The sequence below is a fragment of the Nitrococcus mobilis Nb-231 genome, assembly GCF_000153205.1.
Taxonomy (GTDB): Bacteria; Pseudomonadota; Gammaproteobacteria; order Nitrococcales; family Nitrococcaceae; genus Nitrococcus; species Nitrococcus mobilis.
The window spans coordinates 1,493,503-1,509,892 of record NZ_CH672427.1 but is presented as its reverse complement, the minus strand read 5'-3'; the positions used below and the strand labels follow the sequence as shown (position 1 = coordinate 1,509,892).

Genomic DNA, 16,390 nt, shown 5'->3' with positions numbered 1-16,390 from the left:
ATGGCCCAAGCACGTTATCAGTTACTCCCGAACCGTCCGCTCGATGACACCGATGTGATCGTGCTGCCGGTCCCCTACGAGCAGACCGTTTCCTATAAGCCGGGAACCGGGCGCGGGCCCGAGGCGATCCTAGCGGCCACCGAACAGCTCGAATACTACGATGAGGATCAGCGCTGGTCACCCTTCAAGCACATGGGCATTACAGTGTTGCCGCCCTTCAACAAACACTCGGCCGAGAGCGAAGGCGATTTCCAGCGACGCTTACAGCAAGGTGTGGCTGCTCTGCCGGGTCGACCGTTGTTGCTGGCGCTGGGCGGCGAGCACTCGATTACCCCGGCGTTGATACAGGGACGTATGAGCGCTTCGGGCACCGCCGTGTTGCTGGATGCTCACGCCGACCTGCGTCGTGAGTTCGATGGCACACGATTCAGTCATGCCTGCCCGATGCATCACGTCCGCGAAGCCGGTCACACCATTCTGATGGCCGGCGTGCGCTCCTTACTCGACGAGGAGGCGATCCGTATCGATGACGACCCGGGCATACGCTGCTTCATGGACCGCGAGCTGCAGCGCCCCGAGTGCTGGCGTGCACTGCTCGCGGCAATCGCTGCGCTGAGCGGTCCGGTCTGGCTCACGATCGATATGGATGCGTTCAATCCGGCTGTCGTTCCGGGGGTGGGTACGCCACAACCCGGTGGGCTATCCTGGTATCAAGTGCTGGCTATCATCGAGGCTTGCCTGTTTAATCCACGAGTGAGTCTGTGCGGCTGTGACCTCGTGGAGTTGGTGCCAGAGCCTTCCTGCGTTTCCGACATGACCGCCGCGAAGCTCAGTCACAAGCTCATTTCCTGGTGGGGTAAGAGTCAGCGCCTGGATGAACGCCCGGAGCGGGGCAGTCAGACCGAAATCGACTACCAGTAAAAAATCGAGGAATGAGCGGCTGGCGACCATTCACCCAAGCGTGTGGCGATGGAGCGATGGGTATGGGTACAACCGTCAGGTTCCACCCCTGCGCCCTCCCTGGCGCGCGATCTCTGCATATCCAGTTTTATATCTATACTCCTGATGCCGGCGCTTAGCGGCCTGCCAGGCGAGGCTTTTCTTACCGCCCGTAGCCGGTATTCAGGCTCTCCACCGCGCCCGTTATCCCCAAGGCCCGCTCTTACGTCCTAGGGTTAAGATCGACCGCAAGCCTGCTTGGCACGCCCGCAAACTCGCTTGGCATTTTCTCCGCAGGACGGCAATGGGTGAGTCTTTGCGCTCGCCGCGGCTGAGCACCTCGATCAGATGGTAACCGAACTGGGTGCGCACGGGGCCATGGACTTTATTCAGCTCGCCTTCAAAGGCCACCTCGTCGAATTGGGGCACCATTCGCCCCGCACCGAATTCTCCCAGATCACCGCCGTGATGCCCCGACGGGCAGTGGGAAAACCGCTTGGCGAGGGTGGCGAAATCCTCGCCGTTGTCGATGCGCTCTTTCAACTCCCGGCAGCGCTGTTCGTCAGGTACCAGAATATGTCGCACGTGTGCTTTGATCATGATCGTTCTCCCGGCCTCGCAAGAAGGTGTATCATGCTGATCCTTAACAGCTTATCGATTTGTGTGTCGTAAGATAGGCCGTTTTTCCGAAGGAAGCGCTGCAGTGCTCGGTTACCGAATGGGCCACGGTTCCAGCCGCCTGTCGTGGCGCGCAATCCGATCCGTCTGCGTCCAGCCCAGTCATCTGAATTAGCGAGTGGGGTTCAATCGGTGCGCTCGAGGACTTCCAGCAGGTGATAGCCGAACTGCGTGCGCACGGGACCGTGGACCTTGTTCAGCTCATCGTTGAATACCACTTTGTCGAATTCGGGCACCATTTGCCCCTGAGTGAATTCGCCCAAATCACCGCCTTTCTGCCCCGACGGACACTTGGAATGTTCTCGCGCTATGGCGGCGAAGTCCTCGCCGTTGTCGATGCGCTCTTTCAGCTCCAGACACTGCTGCTCCTCGGGCACCAGGATGTGCCGTGCGCGTGCTTTGGCCATGATCGTTTCTCCTGATAGTAAAAAATAACAGGGAGCCACTGCTCCCTGGTCCCTGTCAGCTTAGCGGTTACTTACACGCTAGGCAAAGCCTCCCCCGCTAGGAATTGTGGCCTTTGGGATGGGGGCTTTGCAGAGCGTTTTCCCTACGCCGTTGCCTACCCTGCTGCGCAGACGGTGTGCCTGATTGTTGCAGAGTTGTCGCATAATTGGGCCCGTTCGCTGAAATTATAATCAGCGTGGTGCTGGCGTAGACGAAAGAGAAACGAACCTTTGGTCGCATGAACGATAGCCCTACAACCGAGGCTTCGAGGCGCTTGCGCGCGCGCTGAAGGCGAAGAATCCGTCCAACCACTGATATCGTGAGGGTACCGGTAACGCGCTGGTCGAACTCGTGGCGGCGGCGTTGGGTTCGGACGCCCAGGCGCTGTCCAAAGATGCTGCGGCGCGTGCACCAGCAAGCACCATCAGCAACAGACCATGCTCAGCAGCGCGCGCGCCCAGCTCATCCCGACATACTGGCAGGAGCGTAGAGTTTCGCTACGTCCGGGTCTAGGCATATCAACAAGAACAATCACCTCGCTCTCAAGACCTTTGAAATCCCCAATCTGCGCAAAGCCGATTGTATTACGATTCAATTTACGAGGAGAGGAATCGTCCAGAACGGCGATTGAATTGCACAATTCCGAAGGTGGGGAAGACGTCCAGGAACGCGCAAACGCAAAGGGCGAAAGTACGACGATGTCACCTGGATTGAATCCCTCACCATCCACTAGGCTACGCAGCTCTTTCTTTAAGAGCCTGTTCACAATCTCTCTTTTCCCTGATAATGAGGGGATGAGGAAGCAATATTCAAGCGATATCACGCGCGAGCAGTTTGAACAGATCAGGCCCTTACTGGAGAGTGCGCGCAAGCGCACCAAACCGAGGACGGTGGATCTCTATGAGGTGTTCTGCGCGATTCTGTATCTACTCAAAAGCGGCTGTCAGTGGCGAATGTTGCCAGGCGAGTTTCCGAAGTGGCGCACGGTTCATTCCTACTTTGCCAAGTGGAGCGAACCGCGAGGAGAGGATGGCAGCCTGCTGGAGCAGGCATTAAAAAAATCGGGTTGGCGCGGTCCGTACCAAACAGGGGCGCAGCGCCACAACGAGCTTCTTGATCGTTGATGCATAGAGTGTGAAGAACGCGGACAGCGCCGAACACAAGGGATATGACGCGGGCAAGAAGGTCTCGGGAATCAAGCGCCATATTGCGGAGGATACCCAAGGGTTGCCGCATGCCGTTGCGATACCACGGCCGATGTGACCGACCGCAAAGGGGCCTTGGCGGCCATGGATCGCTGCGCATCGAATCTACAGTCGGTTCAGAGCGTATTGGTGGATGGGGGCTACACGGGGCGCCCTTTTGCACAAGCCGTACAGAAGAAGCTTCAGACGACGGTACAGGTGGTCAAACGCAACGAAGCGCACACCTTTGCCGTGCTGCCCCAGCGATGGGTTGTGAAACGCTCCTTCGGCTGGCTGGAAAAACGCCGTCGCTTATGGAAGAACTGCGAGCATAAGCTCAATACCAGTCTGCAATTCGCCCATCTGGCGTTCCTCGTTCTGCTCATTAGAAGATTGTAAACACGCTCTTAAATCTGCCGGTCTGTGGTCTTGACCACGGGGTTCACTTTAATATGGTCAGCTCCGATTCATGTCGACGCGCGGCGTGCATACAAGCGCTGCCGAACCGCACGACAACCATTGGGCACGGGAAATTCGCCATGCTCGTAGGCATGGACGATCAGTTGGCCGCGTACCGCTTCCAGGAGCTCGCCCGGTTCGAGTAGAAAAGCGGGGTTGGTCGGTTTGCCGAAGCGTTCCTGTCCGCGCGCGAAGGTCTCGTAGAGCAGCGCGCCCCCGTCCTCGACTGAGGCGACGATATTGGGCAGAATCGGTCGCCAGAGATAGTTGGTGACGACGACCGCGGCGAAGCGCCGCTGCTCGAGCGGCCAGGGTCCGTGTTCGAGATCGGCCTCGATCGCTTCGAGCCTTGGGTGGGCAGGCCGCTTTGCTAGGCGACTGAGATCGATGTCGACCGCCGTGACTGGATGGCCGCGTTCAAGAAAGAAGTGGGTATGGCGGCCGTGACCGCAAGCCAGATCGAGCACTCGCTGGCCCGGCGGGATTTGGGTGGCAAAACGCACGACCCACGGCTCGGGTGCGACAGCATGGACAGGTGGTTTGTTCACAGGCCCCTCTTGCGCAGCGCTCCTTGATGACCCAGCCCGCCACGTTGCCGTGACAGTGACCGAGTGCTCCACTTTACTGTCGCGGAGTGCAGCTGTCATCTTAGCCTGCGGTGCGACGGGCGTATGATGCAGTGCCGGCTCAGCGGTCGAATCCATTTCATGGGGAGGCGAGCCTTGCCACGGCGGTTTGCCACCCTGCCGTAGCCCGACCTTTGCGGCATCGATTGCCGTTTCGACGATCATGGTTGATGTCAGCGACGAGTTCGAGAACTTTTCTGGCCGAGAAATTTCCTTCGAGGACTGGGTGCGACGATTGTCGTGCGAGCTCAGTCAGACGCAGATGGATAAGCTCCGCCTGGCTTGGGAACAGGCTCAGTCGGTGTATTCGGGCCAGCACCGGACATCGGGGGAGGGTTGTTTCCAGCATGCCTTATCGGTTGCCACGATACTCGCCGGACTGCGGCTCGATGCCGATGCGATTATCGCCGGGCTGTTCCATGCGCTGCCGTCGTTAGGAGTCTTCGAGCCTACGCGGTTGGCCGCCGAGTTCGGTGAGCTGGTACCAAGCCTGATCGATGGGGTCGCGCAAGTCGCCACCCTGAGCGAACAGCGTGAACCGTCCGGCAAGCAAGGCACCGGTCAAGTAGAGGCCTTGCGCAAGATGATTCTGGCCATGGCCCGGGACATCCGCGTGGTATTAATCGCGCTTGCGCAACGCCTGGTCGACATCCGCACGCTTGAGCGCCTGTCGCTAGCCGTTCAGCAGCACATGGCCCGGCAGACGCTGGAGCTCTACGCGCCGCTCGCCAACCGCCTTGGCCTCTCACGGATTAAATGGGAGCTCGAGGATCGAAGCTTGCGCATCCTTGAGCCCGAGGACTATCGGCGCATTGCACGCTCGCTTGCCGAGAAGCGCGTGGAGCGCGAGCGTGAGATCCGTGCTTTACAGCGGCGCGCTTCCGCAGCGCTGCAGCAGGCTGGGATTGAGGCCCAAGTAGCCGGCCGCGCGAAGCATATCTATAGCATCTGGCGCAAGATGCAGCAAAAGAGCCTCGGTTTTCATGACCTGCTCGATATCCGTGCTATTCGGGTGTTAGTGCGCACAATCCCGGATTGTTACGCGGCGCTTGGGGTCATTCAAAGTCTTTGGCAGCCAATCCCCCATGGTTACGATGACTACATCGCTACACCCAAGGCGAACAACTATCAGTCTTTGCATGCCGCGGTAATCGGTCCGACGGGAAAGAGTCTCGAGGTGCAGATCCGTACTCGAGAAATGCATCAGCGGGCGGAGCTCGGGGTCGCCGCGCATTGGCGCTACAAAGAAGGTGGCCAGCGGGATGCCTCCTTTGACGATAAAGTCGCCTGGCTGCGGCAGCTGCTCCAATGGGGGCGGGAAGAGGCGAGCGAATACGCTCCCATCGAGCGCTACAAGGCCGAACTGTTCGAGCATCGCATCTATGTCCTCACACCACGGGGCGATATTCTCGACCTGCCGCGAGGGTCGACCCCGCTGGATTTTGCCTATCGCGTACATACTCAGATCGGCCACCGCTGCCGCGGGGCCAAAGTCAACGCCAAGATGGTGCCCCTGAGCTACACGCTGCAAAGTGGTGATCAAGTGGAGGTGTTGACGGCCCGCGATATGGAGCCCAGCCGCGATTGGCTCAATCCCAACTTGGGTTATCTAAAGAGCCCCCAGGCCCGCTCTCGGGTGAAGCGCTGGTTTCGATTGCGTGACTTCGATCGCAACGTGGCTGATGGACGTGTTTTGTTGGAGCGGGAGCTGCGCCGCCTCGGCGGGATGCGGTCGGTGAGTCTTGAGCGTTTGGCGCAGCGCGCGCACTTTGCGAAAGCCGATGAGTTTTTGGCGGCGATCGGCCGTGGCGAGATCACCGGCGGGCATATCGCGGGGCTTATAAGCGAGCCGGGCCCGCTCGAGGAGCCCAAGCCGTGGCCGGTTCCAGCGCGCCGCAGGGAAAAGTCGAGCCGGGATGGCTCCGATGCGATTGTCGTCGACGGCGTGGGGAATCTGCTTACTCGGTTGGCGCGATGCTGCCGGCCCGTGGCCGGCGATTGCATCATCGGTTATATCACCCGCAACCAGGGCATCTCCGTTCATCGCTGCGACTGTCCCAATATGGCTCGTCTGCGCAAAACCGCGAGCGCAAGGCTGATTGAAGCCGTCTGGGGTTTGCCGGGCGAGCAACGCTATCCGGTGGATGTCGAGATCCAAACGGACGATCCGCAAGGCCTGCTCAATGCGATCTCGACCGTACTCGGTAGTGAGCAGGTCAAGCTGTTGGAAGTGATCTCGCGAAGTGAGCGGCAAGCTCGTCAGGTGCGCATGAATTTGACCTTGGAGGTCCGAGATGTCGAGCAGATGAGCCGGGTCATGCATCGCATCGCCGCTATGCGCCATGTGCACGGGGTGCGCCGAGCGACGCGCGCCTAGTGACGCGCACCAAAGAGCACCGGCCGTGTTGTTAATCTGACCGAAGTATTCCAGGCGTAAGCGGAACTGCTTTGCATAGCAATTGTAGTGCGAGGCGCTGCATGAGGTGAGGGTGTCTTTACTTATATGCGTGTTGCGGCGTTTAGCCGGGTGCCTGGCGATCCTGCTGGTAAGCCTCGGCGCCGGTGGGTTCGCCCGGGCCGATTGTCAAGCGGGTTCCGGTATTACCCTGCAAGCCATCAAGGGAGTGGGAATGGCACCGCTAGCCTCAGGTCGTCAAGTCACTGTGGTGGGCACGGTCACCGCCGTTTTCATGGCGCCGCGGGCGCTCGGCGGTTTTTTTCTCCAGCAGGGCGGCATGGGTGGCCGTCCCCCAGAGGGAATCTTTGTCTATCAACCGCAGCGGGGTGGCAGCGCCAACCCAGCGGTGGGCGAGCGGGTTGTACTCAGCGCGCGGACGGGGCGTTACCGGGGCCGCATCCAGCTCGAACGGGTTACCCGCACTCTGGTTTGCGGACCGGATCGCGCATTGCGGGCCTGGCCATTGTCACTGCCTGCCAAGTCGGTGCAGTTGCAACGCTTGGAAGACGTGCTGGTGCGGGTGCCAGCCAGGCTGACCGTTACATCCAACTACCAGCTCGCCCACTATGGAACGCTTGGGCTGTCCGTAGATGGGCGTTTGTTTCAGCCGGAGAATGGGACCGGCGCGGTTGCCGGCCGGTCGGCTGGGATTTTGCTTGACGATGGCAGTTATCATGCCGTCCCCCGGCCCATCCCGTATTTGAACGGCACAGGCACCCGGCGGTTGGGGAGTGCGCTTATCAATCTCACCGGTGTTTTGACCAAGGCTTTTGGGCGCTGGCGCATTCAACCGAGCATCGAGCCCCGATTCCGCGACACGAACCCTCGTCCGGCACGGCCGGCCCGGCGTGCCGGTGCGCTGCGCCTCGCCAGCTTCAATATGGAGAATTACTTCATCAATCGGGGTGGACGCGGTGCCGAGAGCGCGGCTGCCTTTCGACGCCAGCAACGCAAGCTGGTCGAGGCAATCGTCGCATTGGATGCCGATGTGCTCGCCTTGCACGAGGTAGAGAACCGTCACCGGGCGGTTGCCGCGCTCGTGCGTGCGATCAATACGGCCAGCCCGAGCGAGGCGCGGTATTTGGCTGCAGCGGCGGGCGCGGACTACGGTAGTGGTGCCATCCGCACGGTGTTGTTGTACCGTGAACAGCGCCTGGTACCGCGCTCGGTATGGATTAATGAGGATTCGGTGTTCACACGACCGCCGATAGCGGCGGATTTTCGGCGCCTTGATGGCGAGCCCGCTACGGTCGGGGTCGTGGCGGCGCACCTCAAATCTAAGGGCGGCTGCCGCGCACGCGGCGATTCGGACCAAGGCAGAGGGTGCTGGGGAAGGTTGCGCCGGCGCCAGGCCGCGGCATTGTCTCAGTGGTTGAAGCGCTTGCAGGCCGCAGTCGATCAACCGCGGTTTCTGCTCATGGGAGACCTGAATAGCTATCCTGGCGAGGCGGCGGTGCAAACGCTGCTGAGCGCCGGGCTTAGGGATCTGATCGCTGAGCGCGTGGCGCCCGCCGATCGTTACACATATGTCTATCACGGCTACGCGGGCTATCTCGACCATGCGTTGGCCACCGTAGCACTTGCCGATGCAGTGGGGCAGGTGGCGATCTGGCACATCAATGCGGATGAGCCGCGCTATCTCGGCTACACGAATCCCCGGGCCAAACCAACATTTTACCGCTCCTCGGATCACGATCCGGTGGTGGTGGATCTGCGCTGAGTGATTACGCCGGGTGTGAGTTGGCCGTTACACTAGCGCTGGCGCCGGCACGATGGCCTCGGTAAGAGATCGCCCGAGCACCTCGTGGCGTGACCAGCCGAACATCTCCTCGGCGGCTCGGTTCCAGGCCGTGATTCGGCTTGCGGTATCCATTCCGATGAACGCATCCGCTGCACTGTCGAGAATTTGCCGGCTGCGCTGCTCCCGCGCCGCGAGCGCCTAGCCGGCGGTCTGTCGCTCAAACACACGGCCGAGCTGCACGCCGACGCGCGGCATCACATCGAGGAGTTCACCGGAGGGCGGTTGGGAAATGAAAGCGTAGAATTCCATAACCGCCACTACCTCGGTTCCGACGCGAACCGGGAAAGCGAAGCTGCTAACGAGATTGGCGTTGCGCGCCAGGGATTGTCGCGGGTAATTGTCGTCCTTGGCGGTATCCGTGACCTAGGCGGGCGAGCCGCTGGAGAGCACCCGGCTGGGCAATCCGTCATTGGGCCCTAACGGCAGGCCTCGTTGGCGGCGCGGAAGTCGCTGAAGCCTTCGCCTAGTCGCTTCCTATCGACTATACATGCCATGTCCTGGCGGACTCGAGTTCTCCGGTCGTGATGCGCAGCAAGCCATGCCCGAGGGGTCCCGAGGGGCCAGAGGGTGGTGCGGCGAACGCTCTGTAGCGCGGTCTGGAGGGCGTTTTGCGGTGTTGCCGCCTCGTTGACAGCGGCGGCGATGCCCTTCAGCAAGCCGAGGTAGGCCGTTGATGCATCGCCGTGGATGCATCAACGATTGTAGCCATTCCTGTCATGGGCGGAGTCCGCAGTTGATGGGTTGCACTTATATAGAGCTTGTCGACGGGATCGGCATTCACTTGAGGGGATGGCGGCGATGATTGCAATGACGAGCGCGTGCGGAGATTCGTTGATTGTGGTTCCCCGCAGGGGTCTGTTTGGCTGCTCTAAATCCGTCTGTAAACCGCTTAGGCGGGAGGCGAGTACGCGCCACGGCGGATTCAGCGCCGAGCGTTGCCCAATTGCCGGGCCAGTCATGCTAAGATAACGACCGCCTTAGCAATGGAATGCCGAATTCGTGGCGAGGCATTGGTTGACCCTCGCGTGAGGCGGGCGGCTCAACTGGGTGTCTGGGTTTTCGGCGCTCGACCGAGCAACCCGTGCTGCGCTGAAGATCCAATCTCTGCCTCGTTTAGCCGATTAATGGCTGCGACGAGGGTACGTGCGATGTTTTTACCCATGGCCGGCTCTTGATGTAGAGCCGCTCTCCGTGCGTGCTGGTGGTAGGGCGATACTATCCGCACTTGGCAGGTGCTGCTCCGATCCAACGGGGCGACGCAGTGGCGGGTGCGAAGCGGTGGGCGCCGCAGGCCCGCATCGATCGGGGTGCTCGCATGTCTAGAACAAAGCGCTTATGGCAAGCCGCATCGCTCGTTATCGGTGGCATGGCCGTGGGCGTCGGCCTCTCAGCAATGGCGCTGGGGGAATCGAGCTCAGCACCGATTGGTAAGTGGAGTGAGCGAAAACTCGACCATTACATCGGTCAGCGTATCGAGCAACGGTTGCAAGAGGCCGGACTGACCGATGATCAGCTTGATGCGCGGATCGATCAAGGTATCCTCGCCTTTATCGCCAAGCAGCAGGCACGGCAAGAGGTCAAACCGATACAGCCCGATGACCACGTGCTCGGGGATCGTTCCGCACCAATTACTCTTATAGAGTATTCAGATTACGCGTGTCCGTATTGCAAGCGGTTTCATGCCACGGCGCACCGCATCGTCGAGCATTACCAAGGCAAGGTGAACTGGGTGTATCGCCATTTCCCGCTCAGCAGCCACAATCCGGGTGCGGAAAGGGCGGCCGCCGGGGCTGAGTGTGCGGCTGAATTGGGCGGTAATGCGGCGTTTTGGGCCTTTAGCGATCGAATTTTTCAGCGTGAGCGCTCTACTGAGGGGGCTTTTTCGGCCGGTGAGTTGGCTTCGCTAGCCGCCGAACTCGGGTTGGTTCGAGGACAATTCAAACGCTGTCTCGATAGCGAGCGAACACGCGCGGCCGTACGCGCCGATGTTGATGGGGGCGAGCAGGCCGGCATTACGGGTACACCGGCGAATTTCGTGTATGACAACAGCTCCGGTGCCACCATTGCGATGGTAGGCGCACGGCCCTATGAGCAGTTTACACGGGTTATCGATCAACTGCTTGCGCGTTCATCGGCCGGCGGGCCGCCGAGGAACCGATCCAAGCAGTAGGCAGAGGATGAGGGAGTCCACATGTGGATTTGGTTGCATCGATTGGGATCGCCACCCTATTTCTATCGATTTACAGGACGACTGTTGCCTTGGCTGTGGACGGCGTGTCTCGTATGCCTGGGGGTTGGGTTGTATTGGGGCCTTGTCGTGGCGCCACCGGATTATCAGCAGGGCGATAGTTATCGGATCATGTTCATCCATGTGCCGAGTGCTTGGTTGTCCTTGCTAAGTTATGTCCTCATGGCGAGCTTTTCCGCGGCGGCACTGATCTGGCGGGTCAAGGTGGCCGAGGTGCTGGCGCGTTCGATTGCCCCGCTCGGGGCAAGCTTTACATTCATCGCCTTGGTCAGTGGTTCGCTTTGGGGCAAGCCTATGTGGGGCACTTGGTGGGTGTGGGATGCGCGCTTGACCTCTGAGCTTATCCTGTTGTTTCTTTACCTGGGATTCATTGCACTCGCCTCTGCATTCGACGATCCCCGCCGGGCGGCACGGGCGGCCGGGTTGTTGGCGATCGTCGGGGTAGTCAATGTCCCGATTATTCACTTCTCCGTGGAGTGGTGGAATACCCTTCATCAAGGGCCCACCGTATCCAAACTCGGCTCACCCTCGATCGCGCTCAGCATGCTGCTGCCGCTGCTGACCATGGTCGTTGCGCTGCATTTGTATTTATTGGCTGCTTTGTTACAAAAAGCGCGTTGTGAGCTCATTGCTAGAGAGCGCAGCAGTCGGTGGGTGAACGATTTACTACCTGGCCGAGGGGTTGGCGATGAGCTGGCATGAATTTTTACACATGGGTGGATATGGCATCTATGTCTGGTCGGCTTATGGGGTTGCCGCGGTGGTGCTAATTGCAAATGCGCTATGGCCGGTGTTTCGATTCCGGGCCCTGCGGCGTGAGATCGAGCGTGGAGGGCAGAGATGACGCGTCGGCGCAAGCGATTGGTACTGATTGGCCTGTTGATGGTTGGGGTTGCCGCTGCGGCGATGCTTGCATTGACCGCATTTCAACAGAATCTCCTTTACTTTTTTTCACCCTCCCAAGTGGCTGCAGGTGAGGCGCCGCCCGATTATCCGTTTCGCCTCGGCGGGTTGGTCGCTACCCACAGTGTCGAGCGCGTGCCCGGCAGCTTGGATGTCCGCTTCCAGGTGACCGACGGCAATCGATCCATTCCGGTGACTTATACCGGGGTGTTGCCGGATTTGTTCAGGGAAGGCCAAGGCGTGGTTACGCATGGCCAGCTCGGTGCGGATGGCGTGTTTCGCGCTGACCAGGTGCTTGCCAAACACGACGAGGAATACATGCCGCCCGAGGTCAAGAAGGCCTTGCAAGTCTCCGACAACAGCGCCGGTCCGAGCCGCGAGGTCAGTGGAGGTAAGCCGTGATTCCGGAGCTTGGCCAGTTCGCGTTGCTGCTCGCCCTCTCTCTAGCCTTTGCACAAGCCATCTTTCCCATCTATGGCGCGCTGCGCGGGCGTGTCGAACTGATGGCTGTGGCCGTACCGGCCGCACGCGGCCAGTTCGTCTTCATCGTTTGCGGTTTTGCCGCGCTGGCATACGCTTTCCTGACTAACGACTTCTCGGTCGCCTATGTTGCAGCGAATTCCAACACGGCCTTGCCTTGGTATTATCGGTTCGCAGCCGTATGGGGGGCGCATGAGGGGTCGTTGCTGCTCTGGGTGTTGATTTTGGCAGTGTGGAGCGTGACGGTCACGGTGTTCAGCCGGGAGTTACCCGTGGCGTTCCGCAGCCGGGTGCTCGGGGTGATGGGGGTGGTGAGCTGCGGGTTTTTGTTGTTCCTGCTGGCGACATCCGACCCGTTCACGCGCCTGGATCCCGCGCCACTGCAGGGGCGTGATCTCAACCCCTTGCTGCAGGATCCAGGGTTGGTCATGCATCCTCCGATGCTCTATATGGGCTATGTTGGTTTCTGTGTGGCATTCAGCTTTGCCGTTGCCGCCCTGCTGGGTGGCCGTCTGGATTCGGCCTGGGCGCGCTGGTCACGACCCTGGACTACCGGTGCCTGGGTGTTTTTGACCATTGGCATCGCCATGGGCAGTTACTGGGCTTATTATGAGCTTGGTTGGGGCGGTTGGTGGTTTTGGGATCCAGTGGAGAACGCCTCCTTCATGCCCTGGCTGGCCGGCACCGCTTTGATTCACTCGCTCGCCGTGACGGAGAAGCGCGGTGCATTCAAGCGCTGGACTGTCCTGCTGGCGATTCTGACTTTCTCGCTGAGCCTGCTTGGGACCTTCCTCGTGCGCTCGGGGGTGTTGACTTCGGTACACGCGTTCGCGACCGATCCCCTCCGAGGAGTTTTCGTGCTCGGGTTATTGGTGGCCGTAGTGGGTGGCTCGCTCGCACTGTATGCCTGGCGTGCAGCGAAAGTTCGCTCGATCGGCCGGTTCGAGCTGCTCTCCCGTGAGACGATGCTGCTACTGAACAACGCCGTGCTCACCGTGGCCGCCGCTACGGTGTTGCTGGGCACGCTTTATCCGTTGGCGATGGACGCGTTCGGCCTTGGGCAAGTCTCGGTGGGCGAACCTTATTTCAACAGTGTGTTTCTGCCCCTGGGCATTCCCTTGCTGGTGCTGGTTGCAATCGGGCCGCTGCTGAAGTGGAAAGGGGAGCGTTGGCCCGATCTGATGCATAAGCTGCGCGGGCCATTGCTGATTGCCGGAATCGCCTTGCTCGTTCTCACGTGGTGGCTTTGGCAGGTCAGTTTGGGCGCTGTATTAGGCATCACGCTGGCGGTTTGGGTCGCGACAGGCAGCTTTGAGGCATTGCGCGAGCGCGTGAGCGGCCGCCGCAATTCGTTTACGGCGTTACGCCGGCTGCCGCGGAGCATCGTCGGCATGGCGCTGGCGCACCTGGGTTTGGCGGTCTTCGTCGCTGGGGTTACTGCGGTCAACACGTTTGAATCGAGTCGCGACCTGCAGATGCGGCCCGGGGATGCTTATACGGTCGGTGACTATACGTTTCGTTTCGACGGCACGCAGTCGATTCAAGGTCCCAACTATCAAGCCACCGAAGCACGTGTCGAGGTGCTGCGCGACGGCAAATCGATAACCGTGTTGCATCCGCAGAAACGAGTTTATCAAGTGCAACGCAGCCCCATGACCGAGGCAGCCATCGACGGCGGAATATTTCGCGACATGTTCGTTGCGCTTGGCGAACCATTGGGCAACGAGGCTTGGAGCTTCCGGATCCGACTCAAGCCGCTGGTGCGGTGGATCTGGTTTGGTGCGGTTATGATGGCAATCGGTGGCGTGATATGCATTACGGATCCGCGCTATCGTCGGTTGCTCGCGCGTGAGGCGGCGACTCGGCAAAGTACCGTGGAAGAGCGGTTTTCAGAGGCCAGGACATGAAACGTTATCTCCTGCTCCTGCCTTTGATCCTGTTCGGGGCGGTGGCGGTGATGCTGGCTGTCGGCTTGACGTTGAATACCTCACAGGTCAACTCACCGTTGGTCGGCAAACCGGCGCCGGATTTTCAGGCCCCCAGCCTGCAAATCCCGGAACGCAGCGTGCGGCTCTCCGACCTCAATGGCCAGGTTGTCCTGGTTAATATCTGGGCGAGCTGGTGCACCACCTGTCGGCAGGAGCATCCTTATTTGATGGCTTTATCCGAGCAGGGCGTACCCATTTACGGGATCGATTACAAGGACGAACGTCCCAAGGCGCTTGCTTGGCTCGAGCAGTATGGCAACGCCTATCGGGCCATCGCCTTCGATGCGCAAGGTCGGGTCGGAATGGACTGGGGCGTATATGGGGTGCCAGAGACCTACGTAATCGATCGGCAAGGGGTCATTCGCCATAAGCATATCGGTGCCATTACTGCCCGCAGTCTTCGTGAACAGTTGCAGCCGCTCATTGCCGAGCTTCGTCGCGAAGGTGAAAGCTGATGACAATGACACGAAGCGTTTTTACGATGTTGTTATTCACCTTTGTTATGGGGATCGGCGGTATTGCGGATGCGGCATCGGCGCTCTATCGTTTCGACAATACCAGCCAAGCGCAGCGTTTCCAGACATTGACGGAGCAGCTCCGCTGCTTGGTATGTCAAGGGGAGAGCATCGCGGACTCCAATGCGGATCTGGCGAAGGATCTGCGCAGCCAAGTGCACGAGATGATTTTAGCGGGTCACAGTAACGAACAGATCATGCAATTCATGACCGAGCGCTATGGCGATTTCATTCTCTACAAACCACCGTTCGTCCCACGAACCTATTTCCTCTGGGCTGGCCCGTTACTGCTGCTCTTACTCGCTAGCCTCGTTATGATCAAGTACGTCGGGCGTGCGCGCCGCGACAAACAGTCAATCGTCCTGCAGCAGGGCGAGCGAGAGCGGTTATCTCGGTTGCTCGGCGAGTCGAGGGAACCCGAGACGGATCGAACGCAGACATGAGCATAGTTTTCTGGATCATCGCGGCGCTGATGACGCTGCTGGCGATTCTCCTTATCGTTGCGCCGATCGTAAGGGGTACGAGGCGCTTTGGAGCCGGTGCAGCGGAAGCGAATATCGCGATCTATCGGCGTCGTATCCGTGAGCTCGAAGAAGAACGTGATGCCGGCACGATCTCACAACAGAACTTTGCTGTCGCACGCGCGGAGATCGATCGCCAGCTCCTGGATGATGTAGGCGAGGAGGCGGGTGTCGGGATTGTCGGTAGTCGGCCTCGTAGCCGTTTGCCTGCTGTTGTTGTGAGCTTGTTTTTGGTGCCGGCGGTCATCGGCGGGTTCTATGCCTGGAATGGTCTGCCGAATGTGCCGAGTGGCGCATCGCTTGATGTCCTCCACGCCAGTGCACAAACTCAAATGGAGTTCGTAGAGAAGCAACTTGCGCAACTGAAAGCGCATTTGCAGCAACAGCCGGAGGACGGTAAAGGCTGGCTCGTACTGGGGCGGGCCTATATGCTTCTTGGTCGTCACCAAGATGCCGCCGTAGCCTTCAAAAAGGCACAAGACGCGCTGGGTGATTCCGCACCGGTGCTTGCGGAGCGTGCCCAGGCACTTGCCCGTGCGGCAGACGGGCGCTTTGATGGTGAGCCGGCGCAGCTACTTTCCAGCGCATTGCAGCTGGACCCGGGAAATACTTTGGCGCTTTGGCTCTCCGGAGTCGCTGCGCAGCAGAAGGGCGATCAGGCGCTGGCAACGGAACGCTGGCGAGCTGCACTAGCGACGGTGCCCGCCGACAGCGCGGTGGCCGAAGCCATTCGTGGTGCCCTTGGGCAGTCCGGGGAATTGGCTGAGAAAGCGGCGGTGCCTCCCGTCGCAGCGGGGGATACCCGCATCAAGGTATCGGTACGGCTCGATCCAAAATTCGCTCATGAATTTGCCGCTGAGACGCCCGTATTCGTATTCGCCCGAGCCATCAACGGGCCGCGGATGCCGCTGGCCGTCGTTCGGACTACGGTCGGCCGGCTGCCGCAGACTGTGACTCTCGATGATTCCCAAGCACTCGCCAGTGGTGCGAAGCTCTCCGCTTTTCGGCAGGTGCGGGTCGTGGCCCGAGTATCGCCCGATGGGGAGGCGACCCCTAAGGCGGGCAACGTGCAAGGTAGCAGCGGGCCGATTCGAACTGACGCAGATAAGCCCGTCACCTTGGTGATGAACTCCCGCATCTAGC

17 protein-coding genes and 1 pseudogene are annotated in these 16,390 nt (G+C 60.1%); 13 read left to right on the top strand and 5 right to left on the bottom strand.

The window, feature by feature from the left end:
• Complete coding sequence (speB, locus tag NB231_RS06970; RefSeq protein WP_005000956.1) at nucleotides 1–921, top strand: agmatinase; 921 nt, start codon at nucleotides 1–3, stop codon at nucleotides 919–921.
• Nucleotides 922–1,143: 222 nt separating this feature from the next.
• Here the strand turns inward: speB and NB231_RS06965 are convergent, their stop codons facing one another.
• The 3 genes from NB231_RS06965 to NB231_RS18455 form a co-directional block, all read right to left on the bottom strand.
• Entirely contained in the window at nucleotides 1,144–1,539 is a 396-nt protein-coding gene (locus NB231_RS06965; protein WP_005000954.1) for a peptidylprolyl isomerase, read from the bottom strand.
• 203 nt (nucleotides 1,540–1,742) lie between these two features.
• A complete protein-coding gene (locus NB231_RS06960) occupies nucleotides 1,743–2,024 on the bottom strand; it encodes a peptidylprolyl isomerase (RefSeq protein WP_005000953.1) in 282 nt (93 codons plus the stop codon).
• Nucleotides 2,025–2,488: 464 nt separating this feature from the next.
• Nucleotides 2,489–2,830, bottom strand: coding sequence for a hypothetical protein (locus NB231_RS18455; protein WP_156776934.1), 342 nt, complete (start codon nucleotides 2,828–2,830; stop codon nucleotides 2,489–2,491).
• A 28-nt stretch (nucleotides 2,831–2,858) separates the two neighbouring features.
• Here NB231_RS18455 and NB231_RS17570 point away from each other — a divergent pair.
• Nucleotides 2,859–3,647 (top strand): annotated as a pseudogene (locus NB231_RS17570) (IS5 family transposase).
• Between the two features lie 68 nt (nucleotides 3,648–3,715).
• Here the strand turns inward: NB231_RS17570 and NB231_RS06945 are convergent.
• Nucleotides 3,716–4,255, bottom strand: a complete 540-nt coding sequence (locus NB231_RS06945; RefSeq protein WP_050756066.1) for a class I SAM-dependent methyltransferase — start codon at nucleotides 4,253–4,255, stop codon at nucleotides 3,716–3,718.
• A 241-nt stretch (nucleotides 4,256–4,496) separates the two neighbouring features.
• Between NB231_RS06945 and NB231_RS06940 the strand changes: the two genes are divergently transcribed.
• A complete protein-coding gene (locus tag NB231_RS06940; protein WP_005000945.1) occupies nucleotides 4,497–6,710 on the top strand; it encodes a RelA/SpoT family protein in 2,214 nt (737 codons plus the stop codon).
• 112 nt (nucleotides 6,711–6,822) lie between these two features.
• Nucleotides 6,823–8,511 carry an ExeM/NucH family extracellular endonuclease gene (locus tag NB231_RS06935; RefSeq protein WP_040662016.1) on the top strand — a complete coding sequence of 563 codons (1,689 nt, stop codon included), beginning with the start codon at nucleotides 6,823–6,825 and terminating at the stop codon, nucleotides 8,509–8,511.
• Between the two features lie 27 nt (nucleotides 8,512–8,538).
• Here NB231_RS06935 and NB231_RS17565 read toward each other — a convergent pair whose 3' ends face one another.
• Nucleotides 8,539–8,697, bottom strand: coding sequence for a PAS domain-containing protein (locus tag NB231_RS17565; protein WP_084766261.1), 159 nt, complete (start codon nucleotides 8,695–8,697; stop codon nucleotides 8,539–8,541).
• On the opposite strand from NB231_RS17565, the gene NB231_RS06930 reads away from it, so the two are divergent.
• From NB231_RS06930 to ccmI, 9 genes are all read left to right on the top strand, one after another.
• A complete protein-coding gene (locus NB231_RS06930; RefSeq protein WP_005000939.1) occupies nucleotides 8,698–9,012 on the top strand; it encodes a hypothetical protein in 315 nt (104 codons plus the stop codon).
• Nucleotides 9,013–9,907: 895 nt separating this feature from the next.
• On the top strand, nucleotides 9,908–10,762 hold the full coding sequence (locus NB231_RS06920; protein ID WP_156776933.1) for a DsbA family protein: 855 nt from the start codon (nucleotides 9,908–9,910) through the stop codon (nucleotides 10,760–10,762).
• A 21-nt stretch (nucleotides 10,763–10,783) separates the two neighbouring features.
• Nucleotides 10,784–11,542 carry a heme ABC transporter permease gene (locus NB231_RS06915; RefSeq protein ID WP_040662011.1) on the top strand — a complete coding sequence of 253 codons (759 nt, stop codon included), beginning with the start codon at nucleotides 10,784–10,786 and terminating at the stop codon, nucleotides 11,540–11,542.
• Nucleotides 11,529–11,684 (top strand): heme exporter protein CcmD, encoded by a 156-nt coding sequence (gene ccmD / locus NB231_RS06910; RefSeq protein WP_005000935.1) that lies wholly within the window; start codon nucleotides 11,529–11,531, stop codon nucleotides 11,682–11,684. The genes NB231_RS06915 and ccmD overlap by 14 nt, the downstream gene beginning before the upstream one ends.
• Nucleotides 11,681–12,145 carry a cytochrome c maturation protein CcmE gene (ccmE, locus tag NB231_RS06905; protein WP_005000934.1) on the top strand — a complete coding sequence of 155 codons (465 nt, stop codon included), beginning with the start codon at nucleotides 11,681–11,683 and terminating at the stop codon, nucleotides 12,143–12,145. Before ccmD ends, ccmE begins: the two co-directional genes overlap by 4 nt.
• The gene (locus tag NB231_RS06900) at nucleotides 12,142–14,130 is read left to right on the top strand and encodes a heme lyase CcmF/NrfE family subunit (RefSeq protein WP_005000931.1); all 1,989 of its coding nucleotides are present in this window, start codon (nucleotides 12,142–12,144) and stop codon (nucleotides 14,128–14,130) included. Before ccmE ends, NB231_RS06900 begins: the two co-directional genes overlap by 4 nt.
• A complete protein-coding gene (locus NB231_RS06895) occupies nucleotides 14,127–14,666 on the top strand; it encodes a DsbE family thiol:disulfide interchange protein (RefSeq protein ID WP_005000929.1) in 540 nt (179 codons plus the stop codon). The genes NB231_RS06900 and NB231_RS06895 overlap by 4 nt, the downstream gene beginning before the upstream one ends.
• A complete protein-coding gene (locus tag NB231_RS06890) occupies nucleotides 14,666–15,169 on the top strand; it encodes a cytochrome c-type biogenesis protein (RefSeq protein WP_232210406.1) in 504 nt (167 codons plus the stop codon). Before NB231_RS06895 ends, NB231_RS06890 begins: the two co-directional genes overlap by 1 nt.
• Entirely contained in the window at nucleotides 15,166–16,389 is a 1,224-nt protein-coding gene (gene ccmI, locus NB231_RS06885; protein ID WP_005000924.1) for a c-type cytochrome biogenesis protein CcmI, read from the top strand. Before NB231_RS06890 ends, ccmI begins: the two co-directional genes overlap by 4 nt.
• Nucleotide 16,390 lies beyond the last annotated feature (1 nt).

What these genes read in the sequence shown, in the direction of transcription:
- speB (WP_005000956.1), top strand. Translation starts at nt 1, where the DNA reads ATGGCCCAAGCACGTTATCAGTTACTCCCGAACCGTCCGCTCGATGAC.
- NB231_RS06965 (WP_005000954.1), bottom strand. Translation starts at nt 1,539, where the DNA reads ATGATCAAAGCACACGTGCGACATATTCTGGTACCTGACGAACAGCGC.
- NB231_RS06960 (WP_005000953.1), bottom strand. Translation starts at nt 2,024, where the DNA reads ATGGCCAAAGCACGCGCACGGCACATCCTGGTGCCCGAGGAGCAGCAG.
- NB231_RS06940 (WP_005000945.1), top strand. Translation starts at nt 4,497, where the DNA reads ATGGTTGATGTCAGCGACGAGTTCGAGAACTTTTCTGGCCGAGAAATT.
- NB231_RS06920 (WP_156776933.1), top strand. Translation starts at nt 9,908, where the DNA reads ATGTCTAGAACAAAGCGCTTATGGCAAGCCGCATCGCTCGTTATCGGT.
- NB231_RS06915 (WP_040662011.1), top strand. Translation starts at nt 10,784, where the DNA reads ATGTGGATTTGGTTGCATCGATTGGGATCGCCACCCTATTTCTATCGA.
- ccmD (WP_005000935.1), top strand. Translation starts at nt 11,529, where the DNA reads ATGAGCTGGCATGAATTTTTACACATGGGTGGATATGGCATCTATGTC.
- ccmE (WP_005000934.1), top strand. Translation starts at nt 11,681, where the DNA reads ATGACGCGTCGGCGCAAGCGATTGGTACTGATTGGCCTGTTGATGGTT.
- NB231_RS06895 (WP_005000929.1), top strand. Translation starts at nt 14,127, where the DNA reads ATGAAACGTTATCTCCTGCTCCTGCCTTTGATCCTGTTCGGGGCGGTG.
- NB231_RS06890 (WP_232210406.1), top strand. Translation starts at nt 14,666, where the DNA reads ATGACAATGACACGAAGCGTTTTTACGATGTTGTTATTCACCTTTGTT.
- ccmI (WP_005000924.1), top strand. Translation starts at nt 15,166, where the DNA reads ATGAGCATAGTTTTCTGGATCATCGCGGCGCTGATGACGCTGCTGGCG.